Origin of the sequence: Campylobacter sp. LMG 17559 (genome assembly GCF_024723605.1) — a bacterium.
GTDB lineage: Bacteria > Campylobacterota > Campylobacteria > Campylobacterales > Campylobacteraceae > Campylobacter_D.
The window spans coordinates 71,671-87,016 of the sequence record NZ_JANQCZ010000007.1; the positions used below are offsets into that span (position 1 = coordinate 71,671).

Here is a 15,346-nt window from a genome sequence, read left to right on the forward strand (position 1 = left end):
TAGAGAGGATTTTATGCAAGTAGTGCAAACTTTAGAATCAGTTAGTGTTAATACTGATGATTTTTTAATGTTTAAATATTTTCAAGATCTTATCCGTAAAAATTTTTCCAAAGTTATAGGTAATAAAAATAAAACCTTGTCTTTTTTTGTAGAAAATGAAATTCCTCAAAGAAGATATTTTTTAAAACTTGTTAACCACAAATATAAAAAAAATACTGGAAATCAAATTGATAATCTTGCTTTTGCACATTATAAAACCTTTAAATTAAATCTTGCTCAAGCAAATACTTTAAAACCTGTAATCTTTGCTAAAATAGGTTTTGCACAAAAGAATATTTTAATCACACTAAGTTCGAATGAAAAATTATTTGCTGTGTATTTAGAGCAGTATTTTAAAGATCATAAAAGCGTGTATGATGAAAAAAATTGTATTTTTTCAGTAGAATACAAAGATGATAATACTTTAAATCTTTTAGAAATTTTAGCTAGTGTAAATGAGCATTTGAAATATTGTGTTGATTTTACGATTAATGAAACTCAGCTTTTAGAATTTAGAAATAAAATGAAAAACAAAGCTAGTACTAATTGGAAATTTAATGCTCTGGCAAAGCTTTTTGAAAATTATTTTCAAACACTAGGATGTAATTCTAGTGATGATTTTGCTACTATTAGACAAAATTATCTTAATTTGGTTAAAATTTATCATCCTGATCGCCATCAAGGTAAAAGTAAGATCGAACAAGCTTATTGCCGTGAAGAATTTGAGAAAATTCAGCTTGCTTATGAGAGTTTAAAATCTTTATATAAAAATAACACTTGACGCTAAAATAACATCATTTTAAGTTGCAATTTATTAAAATTAATTTTTTATAAAAATTTAGGGAATAACATTGGTTGCTGATAGAAAGTTATTTTTTTTAAGTTGCATTCTTATAACTATAGGAATACTTTTTTCATATTCTTTAAGTGCTTTTACTGTTCTTTATTTAGAATATAATGAATTTCACTTTTTTATCAGACAGCTTTTTTTTGGGCTTAGTGGTATAGCTATTATTTATTTTGTTTCAAGATTAAATCCTGATAGTAAAATGGCGCATTATTTGATGATAAGCGTTTTACTCATCTCTTTTTTATTTATACTTATTTTACCTTTTTTGCCTACCTTTCTTGCTACTGCAGCAGGTGGTGCTAAAAGGTGGATTAGGCTTGGTCCTTTATCTATCTCTCCAGTTGAATTTTTTAAAATAGGTTTGATTTATTTCCTTGCTTGGTCTTATACAAGAAGAATCGATGATAGCAAAAAAGCAATCAAACATGAAGTTTTAATTTTAATTCCTTATTTTATTTTAGCTGCTTTTGTTATTGGTTATATTTATATGACACAAAATGATTTAGGGCAAAGCGTTATTTCTTTTTTCTTGGTTTTTGCTTTAGCTTTTTTTGCAGGAGCTAGTAAAAGACTTTTTGCTTTTGGTGTGGTTATTGTTGGAATGATTGGGGTTTTGGTAATCTTAAGTAATCAAAGAAGAATTCAGCGTATTTCTGCTTGGTGGGGAAATATCCAAGATGCGTTTTTACCTTTCTTTCCTGATTGGCTAGCAAGTGTTTTAAGAGTAAGTCACAACTCAGAGCCTTATCAAATTTCACATAGTTTAAATGCTATAGCTCATGGTGGATTTTTTGGAGAGGGTTTGGGGCTTGGAACTTTTAAACTAGGATTTTTAAGTGAGGTGCACACGGACTTTGTCTTATCAGGGATTACTGAAGAGATAGGACTATTGGGATTAAGTATTATTTGTTTTATATATTTGATGGTAATACTTCGAATTTTTAGAATAGCAGGGCGTTGTGAAAATAAAGTTCATTTTTTGTTTTGTTCGGGTGTAGCTTTGCTTTTATTGTTTTCATTTTTTATGAATGCTTTTGGAATTATTTCCTTGACTCCATTAAAAGGTGTTGCTGTGCCGCTTTTAAGCTATGGAGGTAGTTCAATGTGGTCTATTTGTCTTGGAATAGGCTATGTTTTAATGATTAGCAAAAAGGTAAAAATATAAATTTGTTAATTAAAATATATAAAAAATAACTTAAATAAAAAATATTTGCTATCAAGTCTTTACAAAAAACTTTTTTCTGCTATAATTATGCTATATTTATTATACAAGGAGGCGGATATGAAGAAATACAGGCGTTTAAACACATTATAATCATTTATCAATTTTATTTTTAATTTTTAACAAAGGAAAGAAATGAAAAAAATATTATATGTTGTTTTGGCGTTATTTGGTATATTGGCTTTAGGTGCTTGCTCAAGCGATAAAAATCAAGCTAGTGCTTCTAGTGAAAAAGTTTATAAAGTAGGTATAGCTGCAAATTATCCTCCTTTTGATTTTGTTAAAGATGCAAAAATTACCGGATTTGATGTTGATTTACTAGAAGAGATTGCAAAAAGAGAAAATTTAAAACTTGAGTGGGTAAACATGAGTTTTGATGGTTTGATTCCTGCTTTAAAAGCTGGAAAGATTGATATGATAGCTTCTGCTATGAGTTCAACACCACAAAGACTTACTAGTATGGATTTTAGTGATACTTATTTTAATACCAAAAATTTATATTTAAAACTAAAAACAGATTCTAGTATTAGTGATAAACAAAGTTTGGAAGGTAAAAAAATAGGTGTTCAACTTGGAACCATCCAAGAAAGTGCTGCTAAGGCTATTCCAAATGCTCAAGTGGTGGCTAGCGAAGAAATGTTAGCTGCAATTTTGGCTTTAAAAGCTGGTAAAGTTGATGCAGTTTTAACAGATAAAGATATCGGTAAAGGTTATTTAAAAACTAATGAAGAGTTAGAAGCATTTTTAGAAGAAAATGATGGAAGTTCAGGATTTTGTATAGCTTTTGATAAAGGAAAACAAACTGAGCTTGTTCAAAAAATTAATGCAGGTTTAGAAAAAGTTAAAGCTGATGGTACTTACCAAAAAATCGTAGAAAAATACGATTTACAATAATCAACTTAAAGCCTTGATACTTGCTTTCAAGGCTTTAAAAAAATACTCTATATCTTCTTTTGTGTGTGTATAATGAAAACCCACTCTTAGCCAACCCGGTTTAAATTTTAGCTCTTGATTATCTTTTAATTTTAGTAAATCATGCCCATAAGGTCCTGCGCAAGCACAGCCTGCTCTTGTTTCTATCTTATAAGTTTTGCTTAGTTTGTAAGCTAAATCAAAAGGAGAAATTCCTTCTATGTTAAAAGCAAAAATAGGCAATCTATGAGTGATATTTTTTGCATATAAGATCATTTTTGGAAAATTTGTACATTGTTCTAAAAAATACTCACAAAGCTCTTTTTCTTTTTTTTCTATATTTTTTAAACCTATTTCATTGCGTGCTTTAAAAGCTAAACTTGCTCTAATAAGTTGAATAATTCCAGGTGTGCCACCTTCTTCTAAATTTTCAACCTCGCATAAGTATTGCTGAGAAGTTCTTGAAACATAGCCTACGGTTCCACCTGCAGCAAAGCTAGGAGTATTACCACATAGATTTTTTTTAATAGCAAGTAAGCCACAAGATCCTACACCACCAAGTAATTTATGAGAACTGATAAACACTGCATCGTAAAATTTAGGATTTAAGTTAGCATAAGGAGCTAAGGTGGAAATATCAAAGGCGACTACGCCATCATATTGTTTGATTAGAGTGTAGATTTTTTTATAATCACTTAAAATTCCTGTGACATTTGAAGCAGCGTTAAAGCTTGCTATGATTTGTCTGTTTTTGGATTTTTTTAACAATTTTTCCAAAAAAGCATAATCTAACTCGCCTTTTTTATCTAAGGGTATGCGAACGCATTCACACAAAGCTTCTCTGAATGAAAGTTCGTTAGAGTGATGTTCATAAGGTCCTACTATAACTAAAGGTAAGGTGCTTTTATCTGTATTTTTAAAGTATTTTTCTTTAATAAGCGGGGGTATATATAGACCTAAAAGTTCTTGAAATTTTTTAATAGCAGCTGAAGATCCATTACCGCAAGCTATAAGAGCAAAGCTATCATCTAATTCAAGGTATTTTTTTAAATTTATTCTTGCATTTTCATAATGCTGTTGCGTGATGAAAGAATTTAAAGAGCTATCTGAATGTGTATTTGCATAAGTTGTAAGAATTTTTTTTATTTCTTTTTCTATACTTTTTAATGCTAAAGCGCTAGCTGTAAAATCAAAATAATATATGCCTTTTTTTAAAATAATATCTTGTTTTAATGTTTCAATATTCAAAAAAATCCCCCAAAAATTTGTTAAAATTATATCATACAAAATATTTAAAATAAGGATGTGGTTATAAATTTTAGTGATTTTTCAAAACGCTGTGAAACTTTGGAGCTTAAAAATATTTTTGATTTTTATAGTATTTTTGATGAGTTTGAATTTGATTTGAAATTAAGTTTATATGATAATATTTTAAATGTTTTTATTTTAAAAGCTTTTGATATTTTATCTTATTTAAATTTAGATGATAATGCTTTGAAGGCTTTGAGCGTTTTAAGTAAAAATGATAGAAAACGCTATTCTATCAATAAATCTATTCCGCATTTTCAAGCTCTAGGACTTGTTAATAAACTTTTAGAAAAAAATATTTTGACTTTGGAAAAAAGTCAAGAAAAGCCTATTGTGAAAAATAAAAGACAAAAGATTAAAAAAGAATTACGCTCATATAGCATTCAAGATAAGGTTGTTTTTAAAAATCAAGGATTGAGATTTTTCTTTTATTTTATATATCCTAATTTAAACTTAATTACGATGAAAAGATACAACGAGATAATGGAGGTAATCCAAGAAAATTTAGAAAAATATCAAAGCTTTACTTTTGAGCTTTTGTGTAAAGAATTTTTAGCTAAAAAGCTTAAGGTAGAGCAGGTGTATAGTTTTTGGAATTATTATTGTGAGATAGATCTTTATTATAAAAAAGAAAATTTTTGTGTTTTAGGTGAGGTTAAATTTAAAGAAAGAAAAATATGTAAAAATATTTTAAATACCTTAAAAAACAAAGCAAAACAGTTACAAATTCAACCTAATTTATATGTGCTTTTTTCAAAGAGTGGCTTTAGTAAAGAGCTTATTTTAAATAAGGAGCGTAATTTGCTTTTATATACTTTAGAAGATTTTCAATTTTTAATTAAGGATTAAGTGTGGATGAGAATATTTTAAAAAGTTTAGATTCTAGTGAAAAAGAAAACTTACAACAAGGGCTAAAAGCCTTAATAGAGCAAACCTATGTTATAGAAAATGAATATAAGCAACTTAATGAAAACTACACTGCGTTAAGACAAATGGTAAGTGATATTATAGAAGTTTTACCAATGGCTTTATGGGTTTTAGATACTAATAAAAAGATAACACTTCAAAATAACTTAGCTAATCAACAACCAAAACTTTTAGAAAAAATTGATCTTGAAAAAACTCACTATGAGCTTGAGTTTGATCATAAATTTTATTTAATAAAAGTCACCTCTCATGCGGATAAACTTATAGTTAGCGCCACTGATATTAGCGATGAAAAAAGGAATGAAAGATTAGCCAGTATGGGTACAGTAGCAGCACACCTAGCACATGAAATACGCAATCCTATCGGTTCTATTTCTTTGTTAAGTTCAACTTTGTTTGAAAGAAGTGAGTTAAAAAATAAGCATATAGTATTAGAAATTCAAAAAGCTATTTCTAGGGTGGAGCGTATTGTAAATTCTACTTTGCTTTTTACAAAAGGAGTGCATGTTAATTTAAATGAATTTAATTTAAAAGAATTACAAGATGAATGCGAACAAGCTATTGGAGCTTATAATTATCTAGCTAATATTGATTTTACATTTGAATTTTTAGATTTAAAAATCAACGCAGATAAATCTTTGCTTGCTTTGGTTTTGCAAAATTTGCTTTATAATGCCATAGATGCTATTGAAGAAAGTGAAAATGATGATGGTTGTATAAAAGTTAAATGTGAGCAAAAAGAAGATAAAATCTTTATTAAAGTTTATGATAACGGGGTAAGTATCAAAGATAAAAAAATGGTTTTTGAAGCTTTTAAAACAACTAAGTTAAAAGGCAATGGTCTAGGACTTTCTTTGTCAAAACAAATTATTGATGCACATAATGGAATTTTAGGTTTTGATGAAAATCCAAAATGTTTTTTTATAGAGCTTAAAATTTAAGCTCTATAAAATAAATTTTTTCTTAAAATAATAAAAATATTTGTCCTCATAGCTCAGCTGGATAGAGCGCAGAATTCCTAATTCTGAGGCCGCAAGTTCAAACCTTGCTGGGGACACCATTTAAGGAAAAAGATGTTTCATATAGTCTTAGTTGAGCCTCGTATACCGCAAAATACAGGAAGTATAGGTAGAATGTGTTTTAATGCAGGATTTACTTTGCATATTATTAATCCACTTTTTAGTATTGATGAAAAGGCAGTTAAAAGAGCAGGGCTTGATTATTGGAAAAAGTTAAATCCTTTATTATGGGATAATTTAGAAGATTTTTTAAAAGAATATGAAAAATTTCAAGATAGATTTTTCTTTGCAACAACTAAAACCACTCAAGCTTATTTTGACGTAAATTATCAAAAAGGCGATTTTTTGTTTTTTGGAAGTGAAAGCTTTGGTTTACCTATGGATTTAATGCAAAAAAAATGGGAAAATGCTATTACTATACCGATGAAAGATTGTGGCAGAAGTTTAAATTTAGCTACAAGCGTAGGCATAGTGAGTTATGAAGCTTTGAGGCAAAATTTTGCCTCTTTTAAAAAATTTTAATGATTTAAAACTTGATTTAAAAATTCTTTCAATCTTTCATTTTTTGGGTTTTCAAAAGCTACTTTAGGACATTCATCTACTGCTATAATACCTTTATCCATAAAGAAAATTCGATTAGCTACATTTCTTGCAAAGCCCATTTCATGTGTAACTACAAGCATAGTTAAACCTTCTTTAGCCACTTCTTTCATAATGTTTAAAACCTCACCTATCATCTCAGGATCTAAAGCCGAAGTTGGCTCATCAAATAAAATCACATCAGGATTCATCATCAATGATCTTGCTATAGCAATACGCTGTTTTTGTCCACCTGAAAGCTTGTGAGGAAAATAGCTTTCTTTGTCACTTAAGCCAACTTTTTTGAGTAGCTCCCGCGCTTTTTTTACTGCTTCGTCTTTGCTCATGATTTTAGTTTGTACTGGTGCTAAGCATAAATTTTCTAAAACATTTTTATTATTAAAAAGATTAAAATGTTGAAACACCATGCTTACTTTTTGACGAATTTTATTGATATCTGCTTTTTTATCAAGTATATTGACATTATTAATATAAATATTACCACTATCTGGTGTCTCAAGTTTGTTTAAGCAGCGTAAAAAAGTACTTTTTCCGCCTCCACTAGGCCCTATAATAGCAATAATATCGCCTTTATGCACTTCAACGCTAATATCTTTTAAAACTTCTAAATCTCCGTATTTTTTAATCAAATTTTCTATTTTAATCATGTTTATTTAATCTCACTTCTATAAATCTTGCAATGAGTGTTAAAATTTTAACACTTACATAATACACAAGTCCTGTAAAAATAATAGGCTTAGGGTTGTAATAGATTGCTTGTAAGCTTTTACTTTGCATGGTAATATCCATAACACTAATATAACCCACTATTGAAGTTTCTTTAAATAAGGAAATAAATTCATTCATTAAAGAAGGTAAAATGTTTTTAATTGCTTGTGGGAAGATGATTAGTCTCATAGAAGCAGAATAATTAAGTCCCATTGCTCTTGCTGCTTCCATTTGTCCTTTATCTACGCTTTGAATTCCACTTCTTACGATTTCAGCTACATAAGCAGAGCTATTAAGCCCAAGCGCGATAATAGCTACATAAAAATTATCACTCCAAGTAGCAAAAATCACTACTGAAAAAATTAAAAGTTGTAAAAGTAGTGGGGTTCCACGTATAATGTCTATGTATTCATCTATAATAAAATTTAAACTTTGGATTTCTAAAAATCTTAAAAATGCTAGGAAAAAACCAAGCACTATTCCTATTAAAATCCCACCCACTGTTAAACCAAGTGTTGTGAAATAACTATGAACATAAGCTTTAGCTTCTATGGTATAAGCATATTCACCTGTGGCTAAACCATTTTGATCTTTGACTTGTAAAATTTCAATAGGAAATGAGAAATAAGCCCAAAAAACAATAATGGCAAAAAATACAAAAATTTTCATCGTATTTTGTTTCAACTTACACACCTTGTAAAATTTTAAAAATCTAAGTGTATAAAAATTAAGTTTTCTTTTTACTTAAAGGTGTCTTATATGATTTTATTACTAGTATTTTGAGTTAAATTTTCACATAGCTTTAAAAAATAAAATAAATTTAACCTAAAATTATATTTTTTTATGACAAATTCATTTTTTTTATGATAAATTTATGCTCAGAAATTATAAAAAAGGAGATAAATATGGATTTGATATCCCAATTTGTTGCCTTTGTGAATAATCAGTATTATTCTATTTTAGTAATTTTACTTATTGTCACAGGGTTTTATTACAGTTATTTGACCGGTTTTGTGCAATTTCGAATGCTCCCTTATGTGTTTGATATCTTAACAGAAAAGCAAGAAAAGCATGAAAAACACCATATTACTCCTTTTCAAGCTTTGATGATTTCAACAGCTTCAAGAGTTGGTATAGGAAATATCGCAGGTATCGCAGTAGCAGTTGTTTTGGGTGGACCAGGTGCTTTATTTTGGATGTGGGCTATGGCGTTTTTTGGTGGTGCCTCAGCTTTTGCAGAAAGTACTTTAGCACAGGTTTATAAAAGTCGTGATGGTAAAAGTTTTAAAGGTGGTCCTGCTTATTATATTAGCAAAGCCTTAAATTTAAAATGGCTTGGAGCTGTTTTTGCGGTGATTTTGATCATCACTTATGCTTATGGATTTAATGGTCTTCAAAGCCAAACTATGACTTCAGCATTTGAGTTTTACTATAAAGGCATGGTTGATGCTAGCGAAGTGAGTTTTGCTCAAAGTTGGTGGCCTATTGTAATAGGAGCAATTTTAGCTGTTTTTGCTGCTTATATGTTTTTTGGTGATCACACTAAAATAGGTAAAGTAAGTTCGGTTATCGTTCCTATTATGGCGATGATTTATGTGGGTTTATCTATCATAGCGATGTTTATGAATTTTGATAAAATTCCTGAAGTGTTTTCTATGATTTTTAAAAGTGCTTTTGATTTTGAAGCTATTTTTGGTGGATTTGCAGGCTCTGCTTTAGTTATAGGTATAAAAAGAGGACTGTTTTCAAACGAAGCGGGTATGGGTTCAGCACCAAATGCAGCAGCTTCTGCTCTTACAACTCATCCTGCAAAACAAGGGGTTATTCAGGCATTTTCTGTATTAATTGATGTGATTATTTGTACAAGTTCAGGATTTTTAGTATTATTTTCACTTGCTTATGCAAATAATATCGGCGTAGATGGTAAGCCTATTTTAACAGCACTGCCTTTGGTGCAAGAATCCATGAAAGAATATTATGGAAATTTAGGTGTGCATTTTACTACTGTTAGTATAGTTTTATTTGCTATTACTTCTTTGATAGGAAATTATTATTATGCTCAAGCAAATATTAAATACCTTACTCAAAATCCTATTATTATCAATCTTTTTAAAGCAAGTGCTGTGCTTATGATTTTTATTGGTGCAAATATGGATTTAAAATTTGCGTGGGATTTAGCTGATACTACCATGGCGTTTATGGCTACGATTAATATCATTTCTATTTTATTGCTTGGTGGTATAGTGAAAAAGGTATTAAAAGACTTTAGCGAGCAAAAAAGACAAGGTAGAGATCCGGTATTTAGTGCTTCAAAACTTGGTATTAAAAACGCAGAGTGTTGGGACTAATGATAGATTATATTATTATTGCTTTGTTTATAGCTTTTATGGTTTTTCTTGTGTTTGGCTTTAACCGCCAAATGCAAGAAAAAGCTAAACAAAGAGAAGAAAAACTAAAAACAAAGAAAGATTTTAAAAAAAATAGGTAAAATACACTAAAATTTTTTAAAAAAGAGTGTAAAATGAAATTGTTAATAGAAATAGGCACAGAAGAACTTCCTGCTATTCCTTTATTAAAAGAGCTTCCAAATATTACTAAAAAATGGGAAAAGATTTTACAAGAGTATCATTTAGAATCTGAATTTAAATTTTTCTATACTCCTAGAAGATTAGTTTTTATTCATGAAAATTTTAAAGAAAAACAAGATGATTCTTTTGTGGAATTTATAGGTGCACCTAGGGCGATAGCTTATAAAGATGGAAAGCTTACTCAAGCAGGGCTTAGTTTTTTAGAAAAAAGTGGTTTAAAAGAAGAAGAGCTTGAATTTAAAGAAATTAAAGGCAAAGAAGTCTTGTATTGTCAAAAACAAGTGCAAGGATTACAGAGCAAAGCAGTTTTAGCTCAAATGATTGAAGCTTTCTTAAAAAGCTTGAGCTTTGGTAAAACTATGAGATGGGGCGATGGTAGTTTTGAATTTATTAGAGCTATTCGCTCGCTTTGTTGTGTATTAAATGATGAGTTGATTGAATTTGAAAGCTATGGTGTTAAAAGTGCAAAAAGTACTTTTATACATAGAAGTGTTAGTTATGATTTGATAGCTTTTGCGAATATTGATGAGTATTTTAAAACTTTAGAGCAAAATTATATTATTTTAGATCAAGAACAAAGAAAAAAGCTTATCATTGAACAGTTAAAGATGCTTGAAAAAGAAAATGATATTACTATTGCAGAAGATGATGAGCTTTTAGCTGAGGTTGTAGCTATTACAGAGTATCCAAAGGCATTATTAGGGCATTTTGAAAAAGAGTATTTAGAAATCCCAAGTGAGGTAATCATCACTTCCATGAGAGAAAACCAACGCTATTTTGCAGTATTTAAAAACAATACTTTAAGCAATCATTTTATTGTAGTTTCTAATGCGGTTTGTGAGGATTATTCTAAAATCATTAATGGAAATGAAAGGGTTTTAAGAGCAAGATTAAGTGATGCGATGTTTTTTTGGAAAAATGACTTAGCACAGGGCTTAAATAATGATAAAATAAGCCAAATGGTTTATCTTGAAGGACTTGGAACCTTAAAAGATAAAATCATTAGAGAACAAAAAATCGCTGCTAAGCTTTGTGAGATTTTTGCTAATACCCAAAAAGATGAAATCTTAAAAGCCATAGAATACTCAAAAGCTGATCTAAGTACTCAAATGGTGTATGAATTTACTGATCTTCAAGGTATTATGGGATCTTATTATGCTAAAGCTATGGGTATGAGCGATGAGCTTGCTTTGGCGATTAAAGAGCAATACCTTCCAAATGGCGATAATTCAGCTATGCCAAGTAATGAATTTAGCTCTATTGTAGCTTTAGCTTATAAATTTGATACACTTATGGGGCTTTTTTCAATGGGGAAAATCCCAAGTGGCACAAAAGATCCTTATGCTTTAAGAAGAGCAGCAAATGGTGTTTTAAAAATTATCCTAGCTTTAAATAAAAATTTTGATCTTAAGATGTTTTTAGAAGCAATAGCTAGTGAATATAAAAGCTTTGATTTGAAAATTTTATTAGATTTTATCTTAGAGCGTTTGTATACTTTTTATGAAGTAAATGCTTCTTTTGTTAAAGCTGTGCTTAGCTCTAAAACTTATGATGTTATTTATATTGATTCTTGTATGAAAGCTTTGATTCAAAGCGCAAATAAGGCAGATTTTAGTCAAAATTTTGCTACTTTTAAGCGTTTAGCAAATATTGCAGTATTGAGTGAAGCTCAAGTTAATGAAAATTTGTTTAACGCTCAAGAGGAAAAAGATTTATACCAAGTTTTTATGCAGTGTAAAACAAAAGAAAACAATACCCAAGAGCTTTTAGAAAGTCTTTTTGCGCTAAAACCACAAATTGATGCTTTTTTTGATAAAGTAATGATTAATGATAAAGATGAAAATATCAAAAATAATCGTCAAGCTTTGGTGTGTGCAATCTATCGTGAGTTTTTAAAAATAGCTGATATTAAAGAGCTTAGTGTATGAGAAGAATTCTTTTTTTTCTATGTTTTTTGATTTTTACTTTAGAAGCTAGAGAGATTGAGCTTGTAAAAGGTCAAGTAGTTTTTTTAGAATTTGATAAAAGTAATTTTTTGCAAGTTAGTTCAAATTCTAAAAAACTTCCTTTTTTTGAGTATAAAAATAAAGTTATTGTTAGTATAGCTATGCCTTATAAAAATCCTAAAGATAGAAAATTAATAGCTGAATTTAAAGATAATTCCAAAGAAGAAATTAACATAAAATTTAGTGAAGGAAACTATAAAAAAGAATTTTTAAAAGTTAGTGCTTCTAAGGTTAATCCACCTAAAGAAACACTTGAGCGCATTAGTAAAGAATATCAAGAAGCTATTAAGGTTTATAATACTTATACTAATACAGCTTTATTTGAAGGCAATTTTGCATATCCTTTAGAAAGTAAAATTACAAGTGCTTTTGGAAAAGCAAGATTGTTTAATGATACTCTTAAAAGTTATCATAGCGGAACTGATTTTAGAGCAGTAAGTGGGACAAAAATTTATGCGAGTAATGATGGTATTGTAAGGATTGCTTCAAATCGTTACTATGCAGGAAATTCAGTGGTGATTGACCATGGATATGGGATTTATTCTCAGTATTATCATCTATCAAAACTTAATGTAAAAGTAGGGCAAAAGGTAAAAAAAGGCGAGCTTGTAGGTTTGAGTGGAGCTAGTGGTAGAGTTACAGGACCGCATTTGCATTTTGGAATTTTAGTCAATGGTGTGCAAGTTGATCCACTTGATTTTATAGCTAAATTTAATGCTTTATAATGATAGCTTTTAGTGAGTTTTTTCAAATTTGGATTGATAAATATTACTCCCAAGCTGTGAGTGTTGGCAAAAATGGAGATTTTTATACTGCAGTTAGTGTGGGAAATCTTTTTGGAGTGCTCTTAGCTAATCATTTTTTAAAACTTATAGATGATAAAAAATTAACTTTACCGGTTGAAGTTGTAGAAATAGGGGCAAATGAAGGGCATTTAATGCTTGATTTCATACAAGCTTTATACACTCTTAGAGCTGATGTTTTAGAGCAGATTGAGTGTTTTATCATAGAGCCACATGAAAAGTTAAGATGTGTTCAAAAAAAACTTTTTGATGAATATGATTTAGATTTGAAAATTTATAATTCTTTAGAAGAATGTCATTTTAAAAATGCCTTTTTTTATGCTAATGAATTATTTGATTGTTTTGCATGTGAACTTATAAAAGATAGAACAATGGCATATGTTGATGATGATTTAAACATTGTTTTTAAGCCTATGAATGAAGATCTTTTAAAAGAATGTGAAAAATATGCTATCACTAATAGCGAGCTTTGTATCTCTTATAAGCCTTTTTTATCCAAACTAAAACAAACTTGTGAAAAACTAACTTTTGCATGTTTTGATTATGCAAAAAAAGAAGAAAAAATTAGCATTAGAATGTATAAAAATCATCAAGTGTATAATCTTTTTGAAGAGAATTTAAAAGATTTTTTTGCTAAAAGTGATATTACATATAATGTAAATTTTGACCATTTTTTACAAGTTTTAAAAGAAGAGGGCTTTGAAGTGTTAGAATATAAAAATCAAAATCAAGCCTTAATTGACTTTGGTTTAGAAGAAATTATCGAACAAGCTAAAAATGCTAACCCCAAAATTTGTAAAAACTTTACCAGCCAAAGTAAAAATTTGATGTTTAACTTTGGCGATAAGTTTAAGTTTTTAGAATTTAAGCTTTAAAATCACTGCTTGTAATATCAAGCCCAAAACCTTTTAAGCCTATAAATTCTTTATCGGTATTTTGACTTAGAAGTTTGATTTTTGAAATTTTTAAATACCTTAAAATTTGCGCTCCTATGCCGTAATTTTTAAATTGTGTGTTTTCTTGTTTTTCATTTTTCATGAAAATGATTACGCCACCTTCTTGGCTTAAAAACTCAATTTGTTTTAATAATTCATTGAATTTATTAGAAGTTAGAAGCTCAAAGTCGCTTCCACTAAGATAAAATTTAACATTCTCACATTCTTTCAAAGTACCAAAGCTAAAAGCTATGTGTTCATTTTCATTGTGATCTTTAAAAGTCATTTTTTTAGCTTTAAAACCTGCTAAAATACTGTCTTCTTCTTTAATTAAAGAAATCAAACTTTCATTTTTTAAACGATACTCGATTAAATCTGAAATAGTAATCATATTAATAGCGTGTTTTTTGCAAAACTCAAGCAAATCGCTTCTTCTAGCCATATCTCCATTATCTTTAACAATTTCACATATTACACATGCTTCTTTTAATCCTGCCAAGCGACATAAATCCACTGTTCCCTCGGTATGGCCTGTTCTTTCTAAAACTCCACCTTTTTTTGCTATCAAAGGATTAATATGGCCAGGACGTACAAAATCACATGCATTTGCATTATCATCAGCAAAAATTTGTATAGTCATATCCCTTTCATAAGCACTTACTCCCGTTGTTGCATTTTTTGCATCAACGGTTATGGTGAAAGCTGTTTCGTGATTTGATGTATTTTTAGGTACCATTAAAGGTAGTTCAAATTTTTTAGCTAAGTTCTCACTCAATGCTACACACACCACACCTCTTGCGTGAGTAATGGTAAAATTTATTTTTTCTTGTGAGCTAAATTGCGCAGGGAAAATCAAATCCCCCTCATTTTCTCTATCTTCTGCATCTACCATAACTAGCATTTTGCCATCTTGAAGTTCTTTTATAGCTTGTTCTACACTAATATATCCCACTATTAATCTCCTTTTTTATTTTTTAAGAAATTATATAACATTTTTCTTGACATTATGTAAAAAATAATATATAATACCACTTTTAATTTAAAAATTACTTCGATTTATTGGGGTATCGCCAAGCGGTAAGGCAACAGGTTTTGGTCCTGTCATTCAGGGGTTCGAATCCCTTTACCCCATCCACTTCATATGATGCCGCGAAGTAGAGCAGTGGTTAGCTCGTCGGGCTCATAACCCGAAGGTCGGGAGTTCAAATCTCCCCTTCGCAACCAATTTCCTAATAAAATTTTTCAAAGAATTTAAATTAATAGTAAATAAAAATATTGTTAATCTTGCTTTTAATGATTTTCATTAGTTTTAATACTCTAATTTAACATATAAGAAATTTGAATTTAGCTTTAATATAAAACACTTAAAAAAATAATTAAAATAAGAATGTAATTTAAAAAAGTTTTGATCAGAAAAAAATACAAGATT

Annotated in this window: 15 protein-coding genes and 3 tRNA genes; 14 read left to right on the forward strand and 4 right to left on the reverse strand. The window is 29.2% G+C overall.

What is annotated here, in order from left to right:
- Positions 1–13 precede the first annotated feature (13 nt).
- The 3 genes from CAMP5082_RS05155 (at position 14) to CAMP5082_RS05165 (ending at position 3,005) form a co-directional block, all read left to right on the forward strand.
- The gene (locus CAMP5082_RS05155) at positions 14–820 is read left to right on the forward strand and encodes an adenylosuccinate lyase (RefSeq protein ID WP_039617961.1); all 807 of its coding nucleotides are present in this window, start codon (positions 14–16) and stop codon (positions 818–820) included.
- A 70-nt stretch (positions 821–890) separates the two neighbouring features.
- Positions 891–2,054 (forward strand): putative lipid II flippase FtsW, encoded by a 1,164-nt coding sequence (gene ftsW, locus CAMP5082_RS05160; RefSeq protein ID WP_257397039.1) that lies wholly within the window; start codon positions 891–893, stop codon positions 2,052–2,054.
- A gap of 192 nt (positions 2,055–2,246) precedes the next feature.
- Complete coding sequence (locus CAMP5082_RS05165) at positions 2,247–3,005, forward strand: basic amino acid ABC transporter substrate-binding protein (protein WP_263663955.1); 759 nt, start codon at positions 2,247–2,249, stop codon at positions 3,003–3,005.
- On the opposite strand, the gene CAMP5082_RS05170 is transcribed toward CAMP5082_RS05165, so the two are convergent.
- The gene (locus tag CAMP5082_RS05170; RefSeq protein WP_337206107.1) at positions 3,006–4,271 is read right to left on the reverse strand and encodes an aminotransferase class V-fold PLP-dependent enzyme; all 1,266 of its coding nucleotides are present in this window, start codon (positions 4,269–4,271) and stop codon (positions 3,006–3,008) included.
- Positions 4,272–4,328: 57 nt separating this feature from the next.
- Here CAMP5082_RS05170 and CAMP5082_RS05175 point away from each other — a divergent pair, with 57 nt between their 5' ends.
- The 4 genes from CAMP5082_RS05175 (at position 4,329) to CAMP5082_RS05190 (ending at position 6,799) form a co-directional block, all read left to right on the forward strand.
- On the forward strand, positions 4,329–5,180 hold the full coding sequence (locus tag CAMP5082_RS05175) for a DUF234 domain-containing protein (RefSeq protein ID WP_337206108.1): 852 nt from the start codon (positions 4,329–4,331) through the stop codon (positions 5,178–5,180).
- Positions 5,181–5,182: 2 nt separating this feature from the next.
- Complete coding sequence (locus CAMP5082_RS05180) at positions 5,183–6,199, forward strand: fla regulon two-component system sensor histidine kinase FlgS (protein WP_263702777.1); 1,017 nt, start codon at positions 5,183–5,185, stop codon at positions 6,197–6,199.
- A 42-nt stretch (positions 6,200–6,241) separates the two neighbouring features.
- Positions 6,242–6,318: transfer RNA gene (locus CAMP5082_RS05185), tRNA-Arg, on the forward strand.
- A 13-nt stretch (positions 6,319–6,331) separates the two neighbouring features.
- Positions 6,332–6,799, forward strand: coding sequence for a tRNA (cytidine(34)-2'-O)-methyltransferase (locus CAMP5082_RS05190; protein WP_337206109.1), 468 nt, complete (start codon positions 6,332–6,334; stop codon positions 6,797–6,799).
- On the opposite strand, the gene CAMP5082_RS05195 is transcribed toward CAMP5082_RS05190, so the two are convergent.
- Together CAMP5082_RS05195 and CAMP5082_RS05200 are read right to left on the reverse strand one after the other, a co-directional pair.
- A complete protein-coding gene (locus CAMP5082_RS05195; protein ID WP_039617973.1) occupies positions 6,796–7,524 on the reverse strand; it encodes an amino acid ABC transporter ATP-binding protein in 729 nt (242 codons plus the stop codon). The two genes, CAMP5082_RS05190 and CAMP5082_RS05195, sit on opposite strands and share 4 nt — an antisense overlap.
- A complete protein-coding gene (locus CAMP5082_RS05200) occupies positions 7,517–8,269 on the reverse strand; it encodes an amino acid ABC transporter permease (protein WP_039617975.1) in 753 nt (250 codons plus the stop codon). Before CAMP5082_RS05200 ends, CAMP5082_RS05195 begins: the two co-directional genes overlap by 8 nt.
- Before the next feature lie 221 nt (positions 8,270–8,490).
- Between CAMP5082_RS05200 and CAMP5082_RS05205 the strand changes: the two genes are divergently transcribed.
- Genes CAMP5082_RS05205 through CAMP5082_RS05225 form a run of 5 tightly spaced genes read left to right on the forward strand, consistent with a single transcriptional unit; the run spans position 8,491 to position 13,857 of the window.
- Positions 8,491–9,933, forward strand: coding sequence for an alanine/glycine:cation symporter family protein (locus tag CAMP5082_RS05205; RefSeq protein WP_214100050.1), 1,443 nt, complete (start codon positions 8,491–8,493; stop codon positions 9,931–9,933).
- Positions 9,933–10,073 (forward strand): hypothetical protein, encoded by a 141-nt coding sequence (locus CAMP5082_RS05210; protein ID WP_164717489.1) that lies wholly within the window; start codon positions 9,933–9,935, stop codon positions 10,071–10,073. The genes CAMP5082_RS05205 and CAMP5082_RS05210 overlap by 1 nt, the downstream gene beginning before the upstream one ends.
- Before the next feature lie 33 nt (positions 10,074–10,106).
- Positions 10,107–12,101 carry a glycine--tRNA ligase subunit beta gene (gene glyS / locus CAMP5082_RS05215; protein WP_337206110.1) on the forward strand — a complete coding sequence of 665 codons (1,995 nt, stop codon included), beginning with the start codon at positions 10,107–10,109 and terminating at the stop codon, positions 12,099–12,101.
- Positions 12,098–12,904, forward strand: coding sequence for a M23 family metallopeptidase (locus CAMP5082_RS05220; protein WP_337206111.1), 807 nt, complete (start codon positions 12,098–12,100; stop codon positions 12,902–12,904). The genes glyS and CAMP5082_RS05220 overlap by 4 nt, the downstream gene beginning before the upstream one ends.
- A gap of 2 nt (positions 12,905–12,906) precedes the next feature.
- Entirely contained in the window at positions 12,907–13,857 is a 951-nt protein-coding gene (locus CAMP5082_RS05225; RefSeq protein WP_337206116.1) for an SAM-dependent methyltransferase, read from the forward strand.
- Here the strand turns inward: CAMP5082_RS05225 and CAMP5082_RS05230 are convergent.
- Positions 13,847–14,869: a bifunctional 3,4-dihydroxy-2-butanone 4-phosphate synthase/GTP cyclohydrolase II gene (locus tag CAMP5082_RS05230; RefSeq protein ID WP_337206112.1), complete on the reverse strand. Its 1,023-nt coding sequence runs from the start codon at positions 14,867–14,869 to the stop codon at positions 13,847–13,849. The genes CAMP5082_RS05225 and CAMP5082_RS05230 overlap by 11 nt on opposite strands.
- A 108-nt stretch (positions 14,870–14,977) precedes the next feature.
- Here CAMP5082_RS05230 and CAMP5082_RS05235 point away from each other — a divergent pair.
- Positions 14,978–15,052: transfer RNA gene (locus CAMP5082_RS05235), tRNA-Gln, on the forward strand.
- A gap of 13 nt (positions 15,053–15,065) precedes the next feature.
- Positions 15,066–15,141: transfer RNA gene (locus CAMP5082_RS05240), tRNA-Met, on the forward strand.
- The last annotated feature ends 205 nt before the right edge of the window (positions 15,142–15,346 follow it).

What these genes read in the sequence shown, in the direction of transcription:
- CAMP5082_RS05165 (WP_263663955.1), top strand. Translation starts at nt 2,247, where the DNA reads ATGAAAAAAATATTATATGTTGTTTTGGCGTTATTTGGTATATTGGCT.
- glyS (WP_337206110.1), top strand. Translation starts at nt 10,107, where the DNA reads ATGAAATTGTTAATAGAAATAGGCACAGAAGAACTTCCTGCTATTCCT.
- CAMP5082_RS05155 (WP_039617961.1), top strand. Translation starts at nt 14, where the DNA reads ATGCAAGTAGTGCAAACTTTAGAATCAGTTAGTGTTAATACTGATGAT.
- CAMP5082_RS05205 (WP_214100050.1), top strand. Translation starts at nt 8,491, where the DNA reads ATGGATTTGATATCCCAATTTGTTGCCTTTGTGAATAATCAGTATTAT.
- CAMP5082_RS05195 (WP_039617973.1), bottom strand. Translation starts at nt 7,524, where the DNA reads ATGATTAAAATAGAAAATTTGATTAAAAAATACGGAGATTTAGAAGTT.
- CAMP5082_RS05190 (WP_337206109.1), top strand. Translation starts at nt 6,332, where the DNA reads ATGTTTCATATAGTCTTAGTTGAGCCTCGTATACCGCAAAATACAGGA.
- CAMP5082_RS05210 (WP_164717489.1), top strand. Translation starts at nt 9,933, where the DNA reads ATGATAGATTATATTATTATTGCTTTGTTTATAGCTTTTATGGTTTTT.
- CAMP5082_RS05220 (WP_337206111.1), top strand. Translation starts at nt 12,098, where the DNA reads ATGAGAAGAATTCTTTTTTTTCTATGTTTTTTGATTTTTACTTTAGAA.